Annotated in this window: 16 protein-coding genes; 10 read left to right on the top strand and 6 right to left on the bottom strand. The window is 60.3% G+C overall.

Features of this window, described 5'->3' with window-relative positions:
• The 3 genes from PK789_RS05260 to PK789_RS05250 all read left to right on the top strand — a co-directional run.
• Positions 1 to 1,062, top strand: a 1,062-nt coding sequence (locus tag PK789_RS05260) for a tellurite resistance/C4-dicarboxylate transporter family protein (protein WP_324307515.1), incomplete at its 5' end; no start/stop codon positions are given.
• A gap of 87 nt (positions 1,063 to 1,149) precedes the next feature.
• Positions 1,150 to 1,692, top strand: a complete 543-nt coding sequence (locus PK789_RS05255; protein WP_324307514.1) for a molybdopterin-dependent oxidoreductase — start codon at positions 1,150 to 1,152, stop codon at positions 1,690 to 1,692.
• A 125-nt stretch (positions 1,693 to 1,817) separates the two neighbouring features.
• Complete coding sequence (locus PK789_RS05250; RefSeq protein WP_324307513.1) at positions 1,818 to 3,845, top strand: TonB-dependent receptor plug domain-containing protein; 2,028 nt, start codon at positions 1,818 to 1,820, stop codon at positions 3,843 to 3,845.
• 92 nt (positions 3,846 to 3,937) lie between these two features.
• Here PK789_RS05250 and serS read toward each other — a convergent pair whose 3' ends face one another.
• Entirely contained in the window at positions 3,938 to 5,218 is a 1,281-nt protein-coding gene (serS, locus tag PK789_RS05245; protein ID WP_324307511.1) for a serine--tRNA ligase, read from the bottom strand.
• Positions 5,219 to 5,320: 102 nt separating this feature from the next.
• Between serS and PK789_RS05240 the strand changes: the two genes are divergently transcribed.
• From PK789_RS05240 to PK789_RS05220, 5 genes are all read left to right on the top strand, one after another.
• Positions 5,321 to 5,971 carry an energy transducer TonB gene (locus PK789_RS05240; RefSeq protein ID WP_324307509.1) on the top strand — a complete coding sequence of 217 codons (651 nt, stop codon included), beginning with the start codon at positions 5,321 to 5,323 and terminating at the stop codon, positions 5,969 to 5,971.
• 8 nt (positions 5,972 to 5,979) lie between these two features.
• The gene (gene sbcB, locus PK789_RS05235; protein WP_324307508.1) at positions 5,980 to 7,425 is read left to right on the top strand and encodes an exodeoxyribonuclease I; all 1,446 of its coding nucleotides are present in this window, start codon (positions 5,980 to 5,982) and stop codon (positions 7,423 to 7,425) included.
• Positions 7,426 to 7,604: 179 nt separating this feature from the next.
• Entirely contained in the window at positions 7,605 to 8,477 is an 873-nt protein-coding gene (locus tag PK789_RS05230) for a hypothetical protein (protein ID WP_324307518.1), read from the top strand.
• Between the two features lie 8 nt (positions 8,478 to 8,485).
• Positions 8,486 to 9,658 (top strand): DUF4785 domain-containing protein, encoded by a 1,173-nt coding sequence (locus PK789_RS05225; RefSeq protein WP_324307506.1) that lies wholly within the window; start codon positions 8,486 to 8,488, stop codon positions 9,656 to 9,658.
• Between the two features lie 66 nt (positions 9,659 to 9,724).
• Positions 9,725 to 10,267, top strand: a complete 543-nt coding sequence (locus PK789_RS05220; RefSeq protein WP_324307505.1) for a DUF2939 domain-containing protein — start codon at positions 9,725 to 9,727, stop codon at positions 10,265 to 10,267.
• A gap of 4 nt (positions 10,268 to 10,271) precedes the next feature.
• Here the strand turns inward: PK789_RS05220 and PK789_RS05215 are convergent, their stop codons facing one another.
• The 5 genes from PK789_RS05215 to PK789_RS05195 form a co-directional block, all read right to left on the bottom strand.
• Positions 10,272 to 11,213, bottom strand: coding sequence for a 5'-nucleotidase (locus PK789_RS05215; protein WP_324307517.1), 942 nt, complete (start codon positions 11,211 to 11,213; stop codon positions 10,272 to 10,274).
• The gene (locus PK789_RS05210) at positions 11,206 to 13,824 is read right to left on the bottom strand and encodes a bifunctional diguanylate cyclase/phosphodiesterase (RefSeq protein ID WP_324307503.1); all 2,619 of its coding nucleotides are present in this window, start codon (positions 13,822 to 13,824) and stop codon (positions 11,206 to 11,208) included. Before PK789_RS05210 ends, PK789_RS05215 begins: the two co-directional genes overlap by 8 nt.
• A gap of 47 nt (positions 13,825 to 13,871) precedes the next feature.
• A complete protein-coding gene (locus PK789_RS05205) occupies positions 13,872 to 14,642 on the bottom strand; it encodes an NAD kinase (RefSeq protein WP_324307502.1) in 771 nt (256 codons plus the stop codon).
• Positions 14,643 to 14,739: 97 nt separating this feature from the next.
• The gene (locus PK789_RS05200) at positions 14,740 to 19,677 is read right to left on the bottom strand and encodes an NAD-glutamate dehydrogenase (RefSeq protein ID WP_324307501.1); all 4,938 of its coding nucleotides are present in this window, start codon (positions 19,675 to 19,677) and stop codon (positions 14,740 to 14,742) included.
• Positions 19,678 to 19,743: 66 nt separating this feature from the next.
• Complete coding sequence (locus PK789_RS05195; RefSeq protein WP_503011904.1) at positions 19,744 to 20,862, bottom strand: acyl-CoA dehydrogenase family protein; 1,119 nt, start codon at positions 20,860 to 20,862, stop codon at positions 19,744 to 19,746.
• 147 nt (positions 20,863 to 21,009) lie between these two features.
• On the opposite strand from PK789_RS05195, the gene PK789_RS05190 reads away from it, so the two are divergent.
• Entirely contained in the window at positions 21,010 to 21,939 is a 930-nt protein-coding gene (locus PK789_RS05190) for an ArsR/SmtB family transcription factor (RefSeq protein WP_324307498.1), read from the top strand.
• Positions 21,936 to 23,036: a homocysteine S-methyltransferase family protein gene (locus PK789_RS05185; RefSeq protein ID WP_324307497.1), complete on the top strand. Its 1,101-nt coding sequence runs from the start codon at positions 21,936 to 21,938 to the stop codon at positions 23,034 to 23,036. The genes PK789_RS05190 and PK789_RS05185 overlap by 4 nt, the downstream gene beginning before the upstream one ends.
• The last annotated feature ends 28 nt before the right edge of the window (positions 23,037 to 23,064 follow it).

The raw sequence follows: 23,064 nt of genomic DNA, 5'->3' as shown, positions 1-23,064 counted from the left end.
AGTGCGCCGATGCCACGCCTGCTGCGCCACGTCCGCACCTCTACCGAAACCCTCTCGCCCGGCTATTTCAGCATGGTGATGGCCACCGGCATCCTGTCACTTGCAGCACATCTGATGGGCCTGCCGCACCTTGCCATCGGTCTGTTCTGGCTGAATTGGTGCTTGTTCGTGGTCATCGGTGCGCTGGCGTTGATGCACCTGTACTGGCACCCCAAGCGCGTGCGCGATGATCTATTCAACCATCTCAACGCACCGGGGTTTTTCACCTTCGTCGCGGCCTGTTCGATCCTTGCCAGCCAAAGCCTGCTGATTGGCGGCAATCTGCCACTGGCCGCGCTGCTGGGGGGTATTGGCCTGCTGGCTTGGGTGCTGTTCACCTACACCATCTTTACCGTGCTCACGGTCAAGCAAGACAAGCCGGAACTTGCGCGTGGCATCAATGGTGGCTGGCTGCTGGCGGTGGTGGCCACCCAATCGATGGCGGTAATTGCGGCGCTGATTTCACAACACGTGGATCAACCGCTGCGGATGGAGCTCAATTTCTTCGCACTGTCGATGTGGCTGTGGGGCGGCATGCTGTACATCTGGATGATGTCGCTGATCTTCTATCGCTACACGTTTTTTGCGTTTTCTCCCGCCGATTTGTCACCACCGTACTGGATCAACATGGGCGCGATGGCCATTTCCACACTGGCCGGCTCACTGCTGATTCTCAACACCCCGCACGCGCCATTCCTGAACTCGATGCTGCCGTTCCTGAAAGGCTTCACCGTATTCTATTGGGCCACCGGCACCTGGTGGATTCCAATGCTGATTGTCCTGGCGATTTGGCGGCACGGTGTACGCCACTTCCCATTCACCTACGACCCGATGTACTGGGGCGCGGTGTTCCCGCTGGGTATGTACGCAGTCAGTACCTTGCGCATGATGGAAGCCATGGAACTGCATTTCCTTGGCCTGCTGCCGCACGTGATCTTCGGCATCGGCCTGTGCGCATGGGCATTGCTGTTTACCGGGCAGTTGCGGGCACTGCATCGGCAGTGGCGCGACACGCCAGCGTAAAGAGTTGACTCAAATCAAACCCGCCCGGGCATGGGTTAGTTATGCTGCCAATCGCTATATACATATCCACATATCGAAGGTATTGCCATGAAGCTTCGCCCCCTCGTACTCGCTGCACTGCTACTGACCACCCCTGCCCTGCACGTTGCCTATGCCGACAACCCCGTCCCCATGGCCAGCGTCAAGCCCAGCATCGAGGTACGCATCAGCGGCGCGGTCAAAGCGCCCAAGGCCTTCGATGTGACGGCACTGAAAAAGCTCACCACCCGCAACAGCGGGCCGATGGACGTGGTGTGCGCGTCCGGGGCCACGGTGGGCAAGGTCGCCAATTTCCGTGGCGCTCGGCTGACCGATGTGCTCGATGCCGTTGGCCTGAGCCTGGATGGCCACAAGGATGGCCGCCGCATGGTGGTGGTGGCACGCGCTACCGATGGCTACGTGGTCACCTTCTCCTGGAACGAGCTCTACAACACCGCGATTGGCAAGGACGTGCTGGTGGCATGGGAAAAAGATGGCAAACCGCTGGGTGTGCGTGAAGGCCAGCTGTTGTTGATCTCCGGGCAAGACACCAAAACCGGCCCGCGCCATGTGCGCAATCTCAGCTCCATTGAAGTATTACGAATGAAATGACCCCTGCGTGGCACAGGGACGTGCCACACCTTTTCCCAATCCCGGCCGCACGTTGCCGCACATTCAATTGTCGCGGCATGGCGCGGTATTGCCGGCATTCCCAATTCCCTCAGCACGCCCTGCTTATGCAAGCTCACACAAACAACAACCCCTACCAACGCCTGCAGTGCAGCGTATTGTCGGTCGCGCTGCTCATCAGCCTGTCCTGCTTTGCCTCTGCGCATGCCGAAGATACTGACAAAACCGGCAAACCCTTCGAACTTGGCCGCGTGGTGGTGCAAGGCCAGAAGGCAACGCGGTCCGCTGCTGGCGAATCCGCCATCTCCCGCGAACAACTGGATACCCTCAACCGCGAAACCGTAGGCGAGGCTGTTGCCATTGCGCCCGGCGTATCGCTCTCGCACAACAGCCGCAACGAGGCGATGGTGTACGTGCGCGGCTTTGACCCGCGCCAAGTGCCGGTATTTCTGGATGGCATCCCGCAATACGTCCCCTACGATGGCTATATCGACTTCGACCGCTTCACCACCTTCGGCCTTGGCGAAATCCACGTCGCCAAGGGCGCGGCTTCGCTGCTGTACGGCCCCAACACCTTGGGTGGTGCGATCAATCTGGTCTCGCGCAAACCCACCCAACCGCTGGAAGGCGACGTGCGCCTTGGTGCGGGCAGTCGCGGCGAGCGTAAAGCCGCAGCCAATCTGGGGATGCGCAAGGGCGACTGGTATCTGCAAGCGGGCTGGTCGTGGCTGGATGCCGACAGCTTCCCGCTGCCGGACGGTTTCAAGGACTACAAGGCCAAGCCCACCGATACCGGCGACGAACGCGAAAACGCCTATCGCAGCGACCGCCGCGCCTCGATCAAACTCGGCTATGCGCCCGGCGAGCGCAGCGAGTTCGCCATCGGCTACGTGAAGCAGGACGGCGAGAAGGGCAACCCGGTCTATACCGGCCGCGCCAGCGGCGGCATCCGCTATTGGCGCTGGCCGTGGTGGGACAAGGAAAGCCTGTACTTCATCGGCAACATTGGCCTTGGCGAGAGCAGCGGCCTGAAGCTGCGCGCCTATGAAGACCACTATGGCAACGGGCTGGAAGCCTATGCCGACGGCACTTACGCCACCCAGTTGCTCAATACCAGCTTCCCCAGCGTCTATTCGGACAAGACGCGCGGCGTCAGCGTCGAACTGTCCACGCAGGCGATCGCCAATCACGATCTGCATCTGGCGCTGCACTACAAGGACGACCGCCACCAGGACACCAATCCGAAATCGCCGACCAAGGACTACCGCGACGTCACCACTTCGCTGGCGCTGGAGGACACCATCACGCTGGGCGGCGACTACACCCTGCGGCTGGGCGCGAGCCACGAGCAACGCGACGCGAAAGAGGTCTATTACTGGCCGACCGGCAAGACCAGCGCCAACAACGCGCTGATCGAACTGCAGCGCGATTTCGGCGAACACGGCCAGTTGTTCGCCAGCGTCTCGCACAAAACCCGCTTCCCCACCATCAAGGATCGCTACTCCGCGCGCATGGGCGCGGCCCTGCCCAATCCCGACCTGAAACCGGAAACCGCGCGTCACTTCGAGCTGGGCTGGCGCGGGCAACCGTGGAGCGACGCGCAGGTGGAAGCATCGCTGTTCCAGAGCCGCATCGACGATCTGATCCAGGACGCCATCGTCGCCTCCAACCAGTGCGGCAGTACGGTGTGCAACCAGGCACAGAACATCGGCAAGGCGCGGCATCGTGGCATCGAACTCTCACTGCAACAGCAGCTGGGCGAAAACGGCCAATGGGGCGTGGGCTACACTTGGATGGATCGCGACAACCTCAGCAATCCTGCTGTATTGCTCACCAACAGCCCGCGCCAGCGCCTGTTTGCCAACGCGGCGTGGCGCTTCACCTCGCAGCTCAAAGCCGTGGCCACGGTGGAAGCCGAGCAGGGCCGTATCGTGCCGGTGTTCATCGCAGGCAAAACCAGCTTCCTGACCCTGCATAGCTACACGCTGCTGGGCTTGAAAGGTGTGTGGTCACCGCGCAGCACGATAGACGTGGAAGTGGGTGGCCGCAATTTGACCGATACATGGTACGAGCTATCCGAGGGCTTCCCGATGCCGGGCCGCACTTGGTTTGCCAACGTCATCTTCCGGTTCTGATGCCGTCAACGATAGGCACCGCGCTTGCGCTCATGGCCAACCCTGGCGGCCAGCGCGGTGCCTCTCTACTCAAATCTGCTAATTGATTTCAGTCACTCGATGCGCCCGGCTCCACCCATATAGGGGCGCAGCACCTCGGGCACCGTGATACTGCCATCGGCGTTTTGGTAGTTTTCCATCACCGCAATCAAGGCGCGGCCCACCGCTACGCCGGAGCCGTTGAGGGTGTGCACCAGCTCGGGCTTGCCGGTGGCAGGGTTACGCCAGCGTGCCTGCATGCGGCGGGCTTGGAAGTCGCCGCAGTTGGAGCAAGACGAAATTTCGCGGTAGGTGGCTTGCGACGGCAGCCAGACTTCCAAGTCATAGGTCTTGGTCGCACCAAAGCCCATATCGCCGGTGCAAAGCAGCATGCGCCGGTACGGCAGGCCGAGTTGTTCCAGCACGGTTTCGGCACAGCGGGTCATGCGCTGGTGTTCTGCGTCGGAGTCGTCGGGGGTACTGATGCTCACCAGCTCGACTTTTTCAAATTGATGCTGGCGGATCATCCCGCGTACATCGCGGCCGCCGCTGCCGGCTTCGGAACGGAAGCACATCGAATGCGCGGTCATCCGCAACGGCAGTGTCTCGGCATCCAAAATGGCATCGCGCACGCTATTGGTCAGCGGCACTTCAGAGGTGGGGATCAAATAGCGTTTGTGTTCGCCCAATTGGGTAGAAAACAAATCCTCCTCAAACTTGGGCAATTGCCCGGTGCCGCGCATGGAATCGGCATTCACAATGACCGGCACATTGGTTTCTTCGTAGCCGTGCGGGCCGGTATGCAGGTCCAGCATGAATTGCGCCAGCGCACGATGCAGACGCGCCAACTGCCCGCGCAACACCGTAAACCGTGAGCCGGACAATTTGGCCGCAGTTTCGCCATCCAACCAGCCGTTGCGCGCACCTAATTCCACATGGTCTTTGATGGCGAAATCAAACACGCGCGGGCTGCCCCAGCGATGCTGTTCAAGATTGTCAGCCTCACCGCCACCTTGCGGCACGCTGGCATCGGGCAGGTTGGGGATGCCAGAGGCAATCGCGTCGATTTCGCCACGGATGCGCTCCAGCGCTACTTCCGACGTCTTCAGTTCTTCGCCAAAACTCGCCACCTCGGCCATCACCGCCGCCACGTCTTCGCCCTTGGCTTTGAGCATGCCGATTTGCTTGCTGCGGGTATTGCGAAGGTTTTGCAATTCTTGGGTGCGAATCTGAATCTGCTTGCGCTGGGCTTCTAGGGATTCGATTGCGGCCACATCCAATACGTAACCGCGCGTGGCAAGCAGGCGTTGGGCAAGGTCGGCGGGATGGGTACGCAGCAGGGCAGGATCAAGCATGGGGGCAACAATCAAGGAAATGAACCTGCATTATCGCCTGCATTAATGTCTGCGTCAGCCGCAGGTGGCGGCATCGGCCCGCGCACATGCCAGAATGCCGACATGGCCACGCCCGACCCCATACTCGACTCCACGCCCGCGCCGAAACCCGGCCAACACCCGCCGCTGTTGCCACCGCAGGTATTCAAAGTCTTACTGGCTGCATTTGCCGCTGGCTTGCTGCTGTTCTTGTTGGTGTGGCTGAAATCGCGTCATCACTATGATTTTTACAAAGCCGATGGCTCCGAGGCCACCACTACGCCAGCCGACCATTTGCCCACACCGTTACCGCCAGACTTGGCAGGTGACAACAATGCCAGTGGCTTGAGCCTACCCAAGGACAGCACGGTTGCCGCAAGGCCAGCTGCACCGCCACCGCCACCACCGCCGCCCGCGCGCGCGCCACTGCCCCCAACAGCTGCGCCGGTTGCTGCACCCGCTGCCAGCACCGATGCCATCGCCCAAAACACCCCTGCCCCGCGCTACCCACAAGAACCGCTACGCCGAGGCATTGGTGGCACCGTCAAGGTACGGGTCAGCGTGGCCGTCGATGGCAGCGTGGAGCGCCAGGAACTGGCGGAAGGCAGCGGCAACCGCGACTTGGATCGTGCCGCACTGGATGCGGTGCGGCGCTGGCACTTCAAGCCGGCCACGCGCAATGGCAAAGCGGTTAGCAGCGAGGTCATCGTTCCGATCGTGTTCAATCCACACTGACCACCGACATGTCTGCATCGTTCCTGTTTTATGACCTAGAAACCTTCGGTGCAGACCCGCGTCGCAGCCGCATCGCGCAATTTGCAGCGATCCGTACCGATGCAACCTTGCAACAAATCGAAGACCCCATCAGTTTTTTCGTGCAGCCGGCCAATGACCTGCTGCCCTCGCCCATTGCCACCTTGATCACCGGCATCACTCCGCAAGCCGCACTGCGCGATGGTGTCAACGAGGCCGCCGCATTTGCCCGCATCGTCGACGAAATGGGCCGCGCAGAAACGTGCAGCGCGGGTTACAACTCGCTGCGGTTTGATGATGAGTTCGTGCGCTATGGGCTGTATCGCAATTTTCATGACCCGTATGAGCGCGAATGGCGCGGCGGAAATTCGCGCTGGGATTTGTTGGATGCCCTGCGCCTGATGCACGCCCTGCGCCCCGACGGTATCCACTGGCGGCAACGCGATGATGGCAATGGCACCAGCTTCAAACTCGAACACCTAGCCGAAGACAACGGCCTGCGTGAAGGCCTCGCGCACGAGGCACTCAGCGATGTGCGCGCCCTGATTGGGCTGGCGCGTTTGTTCCGCCAGCACCAACCCAAATTGTGGGACTACGCACTGCGTCTGCGCGACAAACGCTTTGCGGCATCCTTGCTTGATGTGGTGGCAATGACGCCGCTGCTGCATATCTCGCAACGCTACCCAGCCGCGCGCCTGTGTGCCGCGCCGGTGCTGCCGTTGGCGCAGCACCCATCCATCCCGTCGCGCTTCATCGTGTTTGATCTGGAAGCCGCCCCCGATGCGCTATTGCAGCTGGATGCCGATGCCATTGCCGAGCGCTTGTATATCCGCCAAGCCGATCTTCCCGAGGGTGAAACACGTATCCCGCTGAAAGAAATTCACACCAATAAATGCCCGGCTCTCGTGCGCTGGGAGCATTTGCGTGATGCCGACTTTGCGCGGCTGCACATCCACCCGGACACCATCTTGCAGCGCGCCGAACAAGTGCGCGCGCACGCCCCAGCCATTGCAGAAAAAGTCCGCCAAGTGTTTGCGCGCGACCGCTCCAACACCGCCGTGGATGCCGACGCCGCGTTGTACGGCGGTTTTATTGGCGATACCGATAAAAAAATATGCGCGCAAGTGCGCGGCACCCCACCGCATTTGCTGGCCAATGCGCAATACGCCTTCCGTGACCCGCGCCTAGCTGCACTATTGTTGCGCTATCGCGCCCGCAATTGGCCAGATTCGCTACTGCCTGCAGAAAGCGAGCAGTGGGATGCCTATCGACGGCAGCGCCTGTGCACGGATGCCGGCTGGTCAGAGCTCACGTTCGATCAATATTTCGCGCACATCAGCGAACTGCGCACCGCGCATGCCAGCGACGGCAACGTGCAGGTGCTGCTGGATCATCTGGAAGATTGGGGCCGCCAGCGCGCGCGCGAATTGGGCTAAAGCCGCCGCATCAACGGACGCACGACCCGCGTTCACGTCAAACCGTGACCAATGTCGCACTGCGTCATGACATCAGCATACCAATGCGTATGCTCACCGTACTCATCAGTACGGGGGTGCTGACGAGCCGCCTGCCGCAGGCCACGCGGCAATCATTGGGAACCTTCTGGGGAGAGTCCATGCGTAGAGTCGCCTTGGCCGCGCTGTTGTCTTGCGCCGCCGTATTCAGCACATCCACCGCACACGCAGCCGATGTCACCGGCGTGGCTTTCGTCCACGGTACCGGCAAACAGACCAATGCCTATCAGGACTATTGGCAACCCACCATGGTCAACAACGTCCGCGGCGGGCTGGCCAACCCTGCTAATTACGTGGTGATCAACTGCGACTTCACCCAGTACATGTGGGATAGCCGTGCCGCCGGCTGCCTGGCGGGTCAGCTGAGCAGCTTTATCCAGAGCAAAAGTATTACCCGCCTAATCATCATCACCCACTCCAATGGCGGCAATGTGATGCGCTGGATTTTGTCCAACCCCACCTATGACAGCCGCTATCCCAACATCATCAACAAGATCGTGCGGGTGGATGCACTGGCACCATCGTCGGCGGGTACCCCGCTGGCCGATGCGGTGATCAATGGCAATGTGTTTGAAACCTCGTTGGGCTGGTTGTTGGGCTATAAATCCGATGCCGTGCGCCAGCAACAAGTCAGTTGGATGGCAACCTACAACGCCAACAATCTGTACGGCACGGCGGGGCGACCATCGCTGCCGAAACTGTTCCGCGCCGTGGTGGGCACCGATGTGGAAACCGCCGTGTGGGACAGCGATAGTTATTGCGGTGGCTATGCCGAAAACTTGGGTCTGGAAACGACGCAATGGTGGCTGGACAGTTGTTCCGATGGCTTCCTCAATTGCAGCAGTCAATCGGCGGCCGGTTCGGTCTGGTTCAAGGACAAGACAAAAATGGCAGGCCAAGAGCCACTCAGCCATAACCAGAGTCGGCGTGCCTGCTTTGGCCTCGACACCGTCCTTCGCAATGACATGAAGTGAGGCCCGCCATGCGCACACACACCATACTCAGTCTCAGCCTGCTGGCCGGTCTTGTTGCATTATTCGGCAACGCGCATGCCCAGCAAGCGCTGCTTGCCACCACCCGCGCCGACATGCAGCCGCATCGCTTGGTCAGCCTACCCGCGCCAACGGCTGCCATCGAGCGCAAACCGGTTGCGTTTGCCTGGGCCTTGGATCCGTCGGTTGCACTTTCACAGCCAGCACCGCTGCGTGCCAGTAGCCGCGAATACTGGCAAACGGTGGATGACGTCAGTCTTGCCAAAGGTCTGGATCTGCCGACAACCGCGCAAGGCGCGCTGATCCGCATCAGCCCGGCCCAAGGTGCAGCCCCACTACAAGAAGCCGCACTATCGGTCACCGACGGCAAGCGTCCGATCACGATCGCACGTTTGGCCGATGCGCAATCGCTACAACAAGCCGGAATGCCGGTCAGTGCAGGCACCCAAGTGCTGCGTCTGGGCGCGGGCAGTGGCGCGGGGCATGCCGTACTACGTGCCAGCAACGCCCGCGGCAACTATGTGGTGCATGTGTTTGAACCTGCCAGCGATGTCGTGCTGGACGCACAGCCATCGCGCAACAGTGGCCTAGCTGGGCAGCCTATGCAGGTCACGATTCGCGCCAGTCGCAGCGGTGTGAACGCCGCCGCCCAGGTACAAGCCTTATTGGTGGCACCGGACGGTCGCAATACGCCGGTCAGTGTGCAACGCGCTGCGGATGGCAGTCTGCAAGCCGTGTTCACTCCTGCCGGTAACAGCCGCACGGCAGGGCTTTGGGAGCTGCAGGTGTTCGGCATGGTGGGCGATGCCCCGCGTGATGTACGCACGGCGTTTGCCATTGCCCAACCCACCGCAAGCTTTGTGGGCAACCTACAACAGAGCACCGACATGCACGTCAGCCTTGCCGTGCGTGCCGCCTCAGCGGGGCGCTATGAAGCCCGTGGCACCTTGTACGCCACCGGTCCAGATGGCCAATTGCATGCGGTCAGCGAAGCCCATGCTGCCGCATGGATGGAACCCGGCCAACATCGCCTAACCTTGCCGTTCGCCAAAGCGCACCTACCCATCGGTTATGGTGCACCGTTTGAATTGCGGCAACTGGAATTACACGACCAAAGCCGGATGGCGCCGCTGGAATTACGCACCCGCGCCGCCCGTTTGTGACATCAGTAGTAAGCGTTTGCAGCGGCTGGGCTTGCCCAGCCGCCTGCATTTTTGCAGGATGCAGGCATGAAACTCACAAAACGCACCCGCTGGCTGCTTGCCAGTACGCTTCTGCTGTTGCTCTTGGCCCTGTTGGGCTACGTCATCAGCGGCCCGTATCTCGCCATTCGCGGCATTCGCCACGTTGTTGCCAACGGACAAACCAATGAACTCTGGCGCTTCGTCGATTTCGACAGCCTGCGCGAAAGCGTGCGCCCGCAGCTGCAACAGAAAATCGCGCAAGGCATTCTTGCCCGCACTGGCAACAGCCAGTCCATGCGCAATGTGGGTGAGGTCACCGCCATGTTGGCCAAACCAACGATTGATGCCATCGCCTCACCGCAAGGGTTTGCAGTGCTGTTGCAGGGCAGCTCACTGGCCAGAAGCAATCCGGCACCGGCAACTGGCAAGCCCACCCCGAACGATCCGTTGCAGCACGCCGATACCCATTTCGAGTCACTCCGTGTTTTCACCGCCAGCGTCAACAACGCGGAAGGCAAGCCGGTGGTGTTTGAATTTCACCGGGATGGCTTGAATTGGAAGCTGGACGGCCTACGCCTGCCGGACTAATACATCACGGCTCAGATTTTGGTGCCGCATTGGCCACCCCATGCGGCACATGCCCCGCCGCCACATGTCGCCGCGCCGAGTCGATGTTATGCGGGGAGTCATCGAAAAAAATATCGGCGCCAAACGCCTCTAAAAACGGGCCTTTGTCGCGCCCACCCAAAAATAACGCCTCATCCAACCGCACGTCCCATTCGCGCAAGGTGCGGATGACCCGCTCGTGCGCCGGGGCCGAGCGTGCGGTGACCAAGGCAGTGCGAATGGGCGAAGCCTCCCCAGCGGGGAATGCCTCCTGCAAATCGTGCAGGGCTGCCAGAAAGCCGCGAAACGGCCCGCCTGACAATGGCTCATGCGCACGCGCACGCTCATGCGCCCCAAATGCCTCCAAGCCTTGCTCGCGGGAGACACGCTCGCTTTCATCGCCAAAAATCACCGCGTCGCCGTCAAAGGCAATCCGCAATTGGCGTTGGCGTGGCTCGCTGGCGCGCTCGGGCAGAATAGTTGCTGCGGCCACACCCGCCGCCAACGCCGCGCGCACCGACTCGGGGTTGGCCGACAGCAACAACTGCGCGCCAAACGGTTTGATGTAGGGCCACACCGGCGCGCCGGCAGTGAAGGTGGCGCGGCGGATGTCCAAGCGGTGGTGTTGGATGGAATTGAACACACGCAGCCCGGTGTCCGAAGAATTGCGGGATAGCAAAATCACCTCGACCCGGGGCGCATCTTCTGCGCTGCCCGCATTGAGTGCCAACAGTTTGCGCACCAGCGGAAACGCAATCCCGGGATGCAGGATGTCATCTTCGTGGCGGCGCTGATGGTCGGCAAACGCAGCGATGCCTTCGCGCTCAAACAGCGCGTGGCTGTCTTCCATATGAAACAGCGCCCGCGCGGTGATGGCCACCACCAATGGCACCGGGGTCACCTTGGCAGGGGCGGTGTTCTCATGCATCGACATGGGGACTACGCTGGAATTGCACACGCTGTGGCTGGTGCAGGGCAAACCCTTGTGCGTAATCGATTTTCATATTGGCCACCAGCGCCAGCAATTGCGGTGAAGACACCCATTCGGCCACTACTTGCAAACCTTGCAAATGGCCGATTTCGGTCACCGCACGCACGATCGACTGCGACATCGCATCGTCAGCCAAATTTTGCACAAAGCTGCCGTCAATTTTCACCACATCCAGCTCAAGGTTTTTCAAATAGCCAAACGAGGACATGCCGGCTCCAAAATCATCCAGCGCCACTTTGCAGCCCAGACCCCGCAGGCGCGAAATCAACACGCTGGAGGCCGCAAAGTCGCGCATGGCTACGGTTTCGGTGATTTCAAAGGTCAAGCGCTGTGGCGTGATTTGGTGCTCTGCGATGAGTGCCGCGATTCGATCGAACAAACCTTCGTTTTCCAGACTGGCAGCCGAAAGATTGATCGCGCAATTGGCTAAATTTTCACCCTCCGGATGCAAATGGTCGAGCCTGCTCAGTGCGGTTTCTACCACCCAGCGGTCGATCTGTGGCATCAAGCCATAGCGCTCTGCTGCGGGCAAAAAGGCCCCTGGCATCACCACCCCGCCCTCTTCACTGCGCATGCGCAGCAACAGCTCAATATGCACCCCGCCTGCGTTGTGTGCCTGCAATGGGTGCAATTCCTGATAGTCCAGCAAGAGGCGGTCATCGCGCAGCGCATCACGCACACGGTTGGCCCATTCCATTTCGCTCATGCGTCGGGTAATGGCCGCATCGTCTTCGGTATAGGCGTGGATGCGATTACGCCCGGCTTCCTTGGCTAGATAACAGGCACCGTCTGCGTTGGCAAACAACGTCTGCATGGAACCGGCACTGCGTAACATCACTACGCCAATGCTGGCGCTGATGGTATAGGTGCGCCCTTCCCAGCCAAAAATGAACGACTCGATGCTGCGGCGCAGACGTTCGGCGGCCTGAATCGCGGCGTCCAGATCCACCACTCCCGGTAATAGCACGCCAAACTCATCGCCCCCCAGCCGCGCCAACACATCAACCGGGCGCAACTTTTCCTGCATCACCGCGGCCAACTGCGCCAGCAATTCGTCGCCCGCGCGGTGGCCCGACGTGTCATTGATCAATTTGAATTGATCCAAATCCAAAAACAGCAGTGCTCCATCATTGCGATTGGGGCTGGCCAGCAGGGTTTGCACGCGCGCCTCAAATTCGCGCCGGTTGTACAGCCGGGTCAACGAGTCATGACTTGCCTGATAGCCCAAGCGCTCGGTCAGTTGGCGCTGCAAGGTATTGTCACTGGCGACCAGCAACCACATTGGGATGCCGTCGATCTCGATCCCACTGACCCATGTGCTGGCCCAGAACATGCTGCCATCCGCGGCAGGCAACTGGGCATCGTTACCCGCTGAAGGTCGAGCTTCCATTTGCGCTTGTTCGAACAACGACAAGCCGGCAACGTCGATAGTATCGGCCAAGCGCTCACGCGCGGCGGCATTGCGATACACGATGGCGCCGTTGTCCTTGCGTATCAACAAAACGAGGCAAGGCAACAATTCATTGAGCCGACGGAAGCGTTCCTCACTGGCAAGAAATCGCTTGCCAAGCGCAGTACCCAGCACGATGGCGCGCTCGCGGGTGCTGACCAATGACCATGTCAACGCCGCCAGCAACAGACTGATCACGCCGCCTACCCACAACACCGTCTGCCAGTTGCCTTCCGCGTAAAGGCCAGCTCTGGCATGCGTCGCCACCGTCCATAAGCGTCCGCCAAAGCGCACTTGCACCACATGTGCGGGTGACGTCATTGCTGCATCAAAGTGCTTGACCAGTAGGGGCCGCACCGTGCCGTCACTGATATCGGTGATGCTGACATCGGCTAAAATTTCGGATGCTGCCGGAACTGCCGAGGCGATCAAATGTGCGATCTGAAACGAAGCGCCGATCGACCCGATGGCAGCTTGCCGTCGTCCCTCTACCGTACTTGGAACCGCACCACTCGCATAAATCGGTAGACGCAGAATCACGCCATCGGTTGCGCCACTTTGCCGCAACCGAAACGGTGCCGACATCGCAATCCGGTTACTGTCGCGGCTGCGTAAGAGTGCTTCCAGATTCATCGGCTGGGAGACCACATCCAAGCCACGAATGGCCTCATTGCCAGGCACCGGTGCAAACATGGTGGTGACGTAGTGATCGCCGGTGGGGCCAGGTTGCCGTTGTGCATATGCCAAGGCTTGCAAGCTGACTCGTATTTCACCGTTGGATTGCAAATTCTCATACGCGCGGGCGTATTCGGCTGGAGTCACGTCATCGGAAGCCAAAAACACCGATTGAAACGCACGAATGAGATGCTCGCATTGCTCCAGTTGCGTTCGAATGCCCGTGGCAATCCGCGTGGTTTCAATGGTGAAGGCATGGTGCGCATCACGGGTATCTCGCTGCTTTTCAACATAGGCCAGCCACAGCGTCAGCCCAATGCCCAACAAGAATGCCAAGCACGCCCATAGCCACGCCGGCACCCGACGTCGCAACGGCGGTGTGTCCGGGGTGTTGCGGCGTACGTTGTCACTTGCAAATGACATGGTTCTTCCTGAAATGGGGCATGTGGGCACTCCTTGCCCGCCAAACCTTACACGGCAAACTGCTCAATCAAAATGCGTTCTTCCAAATTGTGTTCTGGATCAAACAATAATGTCACGCGACGATCGCGCGACTCGCGCACCAACACTTCGGTGACATCACGCACTTCGTGTGAATCTGCGGTGGCGCTGACCGGGCGCTTGTGCGGGTCATGCACACGAAACCGCACTTCGGTACCCGACTTGAGTACCGCACCACGCCAGCGTCGTGGCCGAAACGGTGCGATTGGAGTCAATGCCATCACATTGGCGCCCAGCGGCAAAATGGGGCCGTGCGCAGAAAAATTGTAGGCGGTGCTGCCGGCCGGGGTGGCCAGCATCACGCCATCGCAAATTAACTCATCCAGGCGCACTTCGCCATTGAGTTCAATACACACATGCGCAGCCTGCCGAGTTTGCCGCAGCAGCGAGACCTCGTTGTACGCAAGTGACCCCACCGTGGCACCAGACTCGGTGTGTGCTTGCATTTCCAGCGGGTGCAGTACCGCAGGTTCGGCCGCCTCGATGCGTGCCAGCAAGTCATCTTCGGCGCGGTACTGGTTCATCAAAAACCCCACCGTGCCCAGCTTCATGCCATACACCGGTTTACCCAGCACGCCGTGGCGATGCAGGGTTTGCAGCATGAAGCCATCGCCGCCCAACGAGACGATGACATCGGCCTCTTGTGGGGTGTGGTTGCCGTAGCGCTTGGCCAACACGGTGAGTGCGGATTGTGCGTCGTCAACCGGGCTGGCGAGCAGGGCGATGCGTGGCGTGGTCATGCACGGGAGGATAGCAAGAGCGGCCCGCCACCGCCTTCGGTACCCCTTCCCGTGCCCTCTCCCGCACGCGGGAGAGGGCACCGTGATGACATGCTGCTCAGCCGCGTTGCGCCAGCTGGGCCACGCGCTGCACAGCCACCGAACACGTCGGGTAGTCCAGGGTTTTCTGCGCGGCCAACTCGGTAAGCATGGCCAAGGTGAAACGCAGCGAGCTGTCATCGCGCTCCAGCCAGGCTTTGACCTTGGCATCGGCATCTTTACCTGGCATCGCCAACACCAACCCGGTCAATGCGCGCATCTGCGTGGCCAACTCGTCACGCAAGACCCCGCGTGCCACCGCATGCCAGCGACCATCCACCTTCAAACCATCGATCTGCGCGCTCAACCACGGCTCGTGCAGGGCATCGGCCAGACGGAAATACACCTTGGCCACTTCGATCGGGCGCAGCTTGCGCTCGCGTGCCAGTTCGATGATGTCGGGGCTGGCTTGCAGATACGGCAGCGCCGCCAATTGATCGGCCAGTGCCGCCGGCACACCCTTTTCGCGCCACAGCTTGCGGCTGGCCTCATACACCGGGCGCTGCGACGGCGGCAGGATGCCTTCGCCCGCACGGATGTCGCGGAAGCCGTCGTGGTAGCGCTCCACCGCCGTGGTAATGGCCGGCACCGCGCCCGGGCGCGACAGCAGCCAGCGGGTGAAACCACGCTGCAATTCCCAGATCACCTGCAAGGCATCCACCTGCACACTGCCTGGCAGCTTGCCGTCCAGTGCATCGATCTTGGCCCACAGTTCCCGCGCATCCAAGGTTTCGCGGGTGATGGTGTAGGCACGCGCGATCTCGCCGATGCTGCGACCACTGTCTTCTTGCATGCGCATCAAGAAGGTGGCACCCATGCGGTTGATGGTGGAATTGGTCACCGCGGTGGCGATGATTTCGCGCTTCAGGCGGTGGCCTTCCATCGCCTTGGCGTACTTGGCTTGCAGCGGTTCCGGGAAGTAGCGCACCAACTCCTTGGACAGGTACGGGTCTTCCGGCACATCCGACGCCAACAACTGCGGGAACGCCACCAGCTTGGAATACGACAGCAAGATGGCCAGCTCTGGCCGGGTCAGGCCTTGGCCACGCAATTTGCGTTCCGCGATTTCGGCATCGGTGGGCAAAAACTCGATCTGCCGGTCCAGCAACCCTTGCGCTTCCAAGGTGCTGATGAAATGCATCTTCGAGCCCAGACGGGTGGCGCTCATGCGTTCCATCAAGGTCAACGCCTGGTTTTGCCGGTAGTTGTCGTTCAACACCAGTTGCGCCACTTCATCGGTCATCTTGGCCAGTAATTTATTGCGATCGGCCAACTTCAGTTTGTTCTTCTGCACCTCACCATTGAGCAGGATTTTGATGTTGACCTCGTGGTCCGATGTGTCCACACCCGCCGAGTTGTCGATGAAGTCAGTGTTCAACAACACCCCTGCTTGCGCCGCTTCGATGCGGCCCAATTGGGTCATGCCCAAATTGCCACCCTCGCCCACGATCTTGCAACGCAAGTCCGCGCCGTTGACGCGCAAACCATTGTTGGCGCGGTCGCCGGCATCGGCGTGAGTCTCTTTGCTGGACTTCACATAGGTACCGATACCGCCATTCCACAACAGGTCTACCGGTGCGCGCAGTGCGGCGTGCATCAGCTCGTTGGGGGTCATGGCTTTGATGCCTTCGGCAATGCCCAAGGCCTCACGCACCTGCGGGGTGATGTCGATGGACTTCAGCGAACGCGGGTAGATGCCGCCGCCCTTACTGATCAACTTGGCGTTGTAATCGGCCCAGCTGGAACGCGGCAAATCGAACAGACGTTGACGTTCCTTGAACGACACCGCCGCATCTGGATTGGGATCCAGCACGATATGGCGATGGTCGAACGCGCACAGCAGGCGGATGTGTTCAGACAACAACATGCCATTACCAAACACGTCGCCGGACATGTCGCCGATGCCCACGCAAGTGAAGTCTTGCGTTTGGCAGTCACGGCCCAGCGCACCAAAATGATGCTTGACCGACTCCCACGCACCACGCGCGGTGATGCCCATGCCTTTGTGGCTATAACCGGCGCTGCCGCCTGAAGCAAACGCATCGTCCAACCAATAGCCGTGCGCTTGGGCGATGGCATTGGCGATGTCGGAGAAGCTGGCGGTGCCCTTGTCTGCGGCCACCACCAGATACGGGTCATCGCCATCGTGACGCACCACTTGCGCCGGCGGCAACACCTTGCCGGCCACGCTCAGGTTGTCGGTGATATCCAGCAAGCCATTGATGAAACGCTTGTAGCAGGCAATCCCTTCGGCCAGCCACGCATCACGATCGAGCGCCGGGTTGGGCAATTGCTTGGGGTAAAAACCGCCCTTGCTGCCCACCGGCACGATCACGGTGTTTTTCACCATCTGCGCTTTGACTAGGCCCAGCACTTCGGTGCGGAAATCTTCGCGACGATCCGACCAGCGCAAACCACCACGCGCGACCGGGCCAAAGCGCAAATGGGTACCTTCCACGCGCGGGCCACACACCCAAATTTCGCGATACGGGCGCGGCTTGGGCAGGTCCGGCACCTTGGCGGTATCGAACTTGAAGCTAATGTAATCGGCCGGGCCACCGTCTTTGCGCAGGCCGTCTTTGTAATCTATGTAGTAGTTGGTGCGCAGGGTGGCATCGATCACGCCGATGAAGCTGCGCAAGATGCGGTCTTCATCCAAGCTGGCAACACGGTCGAGCAAGCCCACCAAGGTGCTACGCGCAGCTTCGACTTGTTGCTCGCGGTTGCCTGCGCGCACGCTCACCAATGCCTTCAATGCGGTCATCGCGGCATCGTCACCTGCGGCCAGCAAGGTCAGGCTGGCGCCAAAACGCTCCATGCCTTGCTTGATCTCGGCCGCACTCTCGCTGCCGGTGACCGGGTGGAAACGTGCTTCAAACAACTCCACCAGCAACCGCGACAACAGCGGGTAGCGGGTCAGCGTGGCTTCCATATAGCTTTGAGAGAACGGCACCCCCGCCTGCAACAAGTACTTGCAGTAGGCGCGCAGCATTGCTACCTGCTTCCAATTCAACCCGGCAGCCAACACCAGACGATTGAAGCCATCGTTTTCAGCATCACCGCGCCAAATCGCGGCGAAAGCATCTTCAAAATCTTCGTCCAGTGCACCCACATCCAACTCGCCCAGCAGGGACTGGACTTCAAACTCTTGGATCCAGGCCACGCCGGCTTCGGCATCCACCCGATACGGATGTTCGGTGATCACCCGCAGGCCCATGTTTTCCATCATCGGCAGCGCATCCGACAACGGGATGTCCTGCAATTGGCGATACAGCTTGAAGCGCATATCGTGTTTGCGCGGATCCACGTACAGCGACAGCTTGAGATCCTGCGGGCCGGTCAATGCGGCGATGTATTCCACGTCATCGGCAGCGATGTCTGGGCTGACGTCCTCGATATACCCCGCCGGCAGCGCGCTGCCAAACCGCGCGGTGAGTTTCAGACCGGTTTCTTCGCCATGCCGGGCAACCAGCTTTTCGCGCAGCTCATCGCGCCAATCGCGCACGATCTGCGCCAGCCCCGCTTCCAATGCCGGCAAGTCGATGGCCACCTCGCCATGACTGCTGCTGGGGCGCACGATGATGTGCAACTGCGCCAGCGGCGAATCCCCGATTTGCACATTGGTGTCCACCCGCTCGCCGCCCAGTGCATCGCGCAGCATGGTTTCGATGCGGTGGCGTACTTGCGTGCTCATGCGGTCGCGCGGCACATACGCCAGCGCCGAGAAATAACGGCCATAGCGATCGCGGCGCACGAACAGCTTGCTGCGCACGCGCTCTTGCAGGCCCAAAATCCCCATGCAGGTTTTGAACAATTCGTCTTCGCTGGCTTGGAATAATTCGTCGCGCGGCAGTGTTTCCAAAATATGCCGCAGCGCCTTGCCGCTGTGGCTGTTGGGGTCTAGCCCGGAGTTTTCCATCACATAAGCGTGGCGCTCACGCACCAATGGGATGTCCCAGGGGCGGCGGGTGTACGCGCTGGAGGTGTACAGACCCAAAAAGCGTTGCTCACTGGTGGCGCGACCTTTGCCATCAAAACCCAGCACCCCGATGTAATCCATGTAGCCCTGCCGGTGGATGCTGGCGCGGGCATTGGTCTTGGTCAAAATCAGTGCATCCACCGCCCCCGACTGCGGCATGTAATGCGCCGCCAGCGATTTCACTGGGCGCGCCTTGCCGCCCTCGTCACCACGCAACAAGCCCATGCCGGTGCCCGGCACTGCCGCCAGCACGTCTTCCTTACCCTGCTTTTCGATCTTGTATTCGCGATAGCCAAAGAACGTGAAATGTTCGTCGGCAGCCCAGCGTAAAAACTCCTGCGCTTCTTGTTTACCCGCATCACTCACCGGCAGTTTTCGGGTGGCAAGATCTTCGGCAACGGCGCGCATGCGGTCACGCATGGGCTCCCAATCTTCGACGATCGCACGCACGTCCTCCAATACCTTGGCCACGCGGGTTTTGATGCCGGCCAGGGCGGCCTGCGGTTGGCGATCGATCTCCAGATACATCAGCGACTCGGCGGTACCCTCGCCCACGTTGACCAACTTGCCGGCCTTGTCGCGAGTCAAACGCGCCACCGGATGGCCCAACAGGTGCACGCCGATGCCTTGCTCGGCCAACGCCATCGTTACCGAATCCACCAAGAACGGCATATCGTCGTTGGCGATCTGCAACACCGTATGCGGCGACACTTGCGCATCGGCCTTCAACACCGGGTTGAACAATTGGATATTGGCCTTGCCGCGCTTGCGGGTGCGTGCGAACTCCAGCATCCCGACAATACGCTCGGCCCAGCCGGCGGCGCCATGGCGGCCAATTTCCTCGGCATCCATGCGTCGGCAAAACGCCGTCGCGAACGCGCGCGCTTGTTCTTGCGTGGCTTTGTCCACGCGCTTCGCCAATGCATCGAGGATAGGTTTCAGATCTTCGCCTGAATTCGTTTCAATGGACTTGTTCATCGGGTCAAAGCCTCCAAAGGGAAACGGCCGCGCGGGGAGCACGGCCGTTGGGGGTTGTCGTTGTTGTTATCGCAAACCGGTTTCGTGGCGGGCAATCACCAGCCGCTGGATTTCACTGGTGCCTTCGTAGATTTCAGTAATTTTGGCGTCGCGGAAATAGCGTTCAATCGGCATTTCTTTTGAATAGCCCATCCCGCCGTGGATCTGCAGGGCTTGATGGGTGATCCACATCGCTGCCTCGGAAGCAGTGAGCTTGGCCACCGCCGCCTCGGTGGAAAACCGCTGACCCTGACCTTTCAACCACGCCGCGCGCAGGGTTAGCAACAACGACGCGTCAAGCTTGCACTTCATGTCGGCAATCTTGGCCTGGGTCATCTGGAAACTGCCAATCGGCGCGCCAAATGCCTTTCGCTCTTTCACATACGCCAGCGTGGCTTCATAAGCAGCACGGCCAATCCCGATGGCCTGCGAGGCAATACCGATACGGCCGGCGTCCAACACGCTCATCGCGATTTTGAAACCATGGCCTTCTGCACCCAGTACATCATCGGCACTGACCACGTAATCGGTGAACTCGATTTCACACGTGGCCGAGGCGCGGATCCCTAACTTCGGCTCGGTCTTGCCACGGTGAAAGCCAGCGCGGGTGGTGTCGATCATGAATGCGGTAATGCCGCGTGCACCTTTGTCGGCATCGGTCATCGCAAACAGCACGATGTATTTGGCCACCGGGCCGGATGTAATCCAGCTTTTTTTGCCATTGATGACATAGCTGCCATCGGCCTGTTTCACCGCACGACAACGCATCGCGGTGGCATCCGACCCCGACTGCGGTTCGGTCAGTGCAAACGCACCAATCTCGCGACCTTCGGCAATGTCGCGCACATATTTTTGCTTTTGCGCCTCGCTGCCGAAGGTCAAAATGCCATTGCAGAACAGTGAATTGTTGACCGACATGATGGTGGAATGCGCCGCATCGGCCGCTGCAATTTCCACCATCGCCAGCACATAGCTCACCGAATCCATGCCGGCACCGCCGTATTCGGCGGGGACTTCAATCCCCATCAAACCGTTCTCGCCCAAGGCACGGATATTGTCGAGTGGGAACTCGCCGGTCTGGTCGTGATGCTCTGCGCTAGGCGCGATTTTTTCACGCGCGATGCGGCGGGCGACATCCTGCAGCATCAATTGCTCTTCGCTGTATCCGAACTCCACGACAGCCCCGCACCGTTTCGAAGAAGCGTCATTGTAGCAACCCCAGCCAAGGAAGTCGCTTGACCGCAATCCCGCATCGCGCCACAATTATCTTTAAATCGCGATGGAAAGATATAAATGGACCTCGAAACTTGGTCGTCGCATCTGAAGGTGTTTGCCGATGCCACCCGGGTACGCCTGTTGGCGTTACTGGAAGGTGAAGAGCTGACCGTGGCGGAATTGTCCGCCATTACCCAGTTGGCGCAACCGCGCGTTTCCACCCACTTGGCCAAACTCAAGGAAGCCGGCCTAGTGCGCGACCGTCGCGCGGGGGTGTCGGCCTATTATCGCTTTGATGATGCCGCGATCGAGCCGGCCCAGCGCGCATTGTGGCATTCCATCAGCCACGGCAGTGATGACCCTTTGCTGCGCCAAGATGCCGAACGTGTGCCGGCGGTATTGGCGATGCGTGCGGCCGATCAAAACTGGGCCGATTCTGTTGCCGGCGACATGGAACGCCACTACTCGCCGGGCCGCACCTGGGAAGCCTTGGCGCGTACCGCACTGCCGTTGTTGTGGCCGGGCGATGTGCTGGATATCGCCTCGGGTGATGGCGTGCTGGCCGAACTACTCGCCCCGCATGCGCATCGCTATGTGTGCATCGACTCCAGTCAACGCGTCGTCGCCGCCGCCAGCGAACGCCTGCGCCGTTACGGCAATGTGGAAGTACGCGAAGGCGATATGCACGCGCTGCCGTTTGACGATGGCAGCTTTGATCTGGTGGTACTGATGCACGCCCTGACCTATGCCGCCAAACCCGCGCAAGCGGTTGCCGAGGCCGCACGCGTGCTACGCAAAGGCGGTCGCCTGCTGCTGTCCAGTCTGGCCCGCCATGAGCACCGCAATGCAGTGGATGCCTACGGCCACATCAATCTTGGGTTTGGCGAAAAAGACCTGCGCAAATTTGCCGAAAAAGCCGGCCTGAGCATTGCCAATTGCGGCACCGTCACCCGCGAGCGCCGCCCGCCCCATTTCGAAGTGATCTCGTTAACTGGAGTGAAGTCGTGAACACCCTGCCGTGGAAAAACCCGCAACGTGCCAACGCACTGCACGCCGCGCTGGCGCAACGCATCCTGATTATTGACGGGGCCATGGGCACGATGATCCAGCGGCATGAGCTGACCGAGGCCGATTATCGCGGCACGCGCTTTGCCAACGGCTTCGACGCATTGTTTGCGCAAGAAGGCCACCACCACGGCCCCGGCTGTGGCTGCGAAGGTCATGACCAGCGCGGCAATAACGACCTGCTCAGCCTCACCCGCCCCGACATCATCAGTGAGATTCACCGCCAGTATCTGCAAGCCGGCGCTGATCTGGTTGAAACCAATACCTTCAACTCCACCAGCATTTCACTGGCCGACTACCGCTTGCAGCACCTAGTGCGCGAGCTGAACCGTGAAGGTGCGCGCTTGGCACGCGCTGCATGCGATGCAATAGAAGCGCAAACCCCCACGCAGCCACGCTTTGTGATTGGCGTACTGGGCCCCACCAGCCGTACCGCTTCACTGTCGCCGGATGTGAACCGCCCGGGCTTTCGTGCCATCACCTTCAACGAACTGGCCGAGGCCTACCGAGAATCGGCACGCGGCCTGATCGAAGGCGGTGCCGATGTGCTGATGGTGGAAACCGTGTTTGACACCCTCAATGCCAAGGCCGCGCTGTTTGCCATTGATGATGTGTTCGACGAAATCGGCGCACGCCTGCCAGTGATGATCTCGGGCACGATTACCGATGCCTCCGGCCGCACCTTGTCCGGGCAGACTGCCGAGGCATTTTGGTATTCGCTACGACATGTGCAGCCACTCGCTATTGGCTTAAATTGCGCACTCGGCGCAAAAGACTTGCGTCAGCATGTGGATGTACTGGCGCAAGTGGCCGATACCTATGTCAGCTGCCACCCCAACGCTGGCTTACCCAATGCGTTTGGTGGCTACGATGAAACCCCCGAAGACATGGCCGAAGTCCTGCGTGAATTTGCCCAAAGCGGCTTGATCAATCTGGTCGGCGGCTGCTGCGGCACCACGCCTGAACACATCCACGCGATTGCCAACATCATGCGTGGGCTACCGCCACGTGTGGTACCACAGTTGGAGGACGTGGCATGAGCCGCCTACTTCGGCAAACCCGCCTCAG

The organism is Thermomonas sp. (assembly GCF_035369645.1).
Taxonomy (GTDB): Bacteria; Pseudomonadota; Gammaproteobacteria; order Xanthomonadales; family Xanthomonadaceae; genus Thermomonas.
This window is presented reverse-complemented; position numbering and strand designations above follow the sequence as displayed.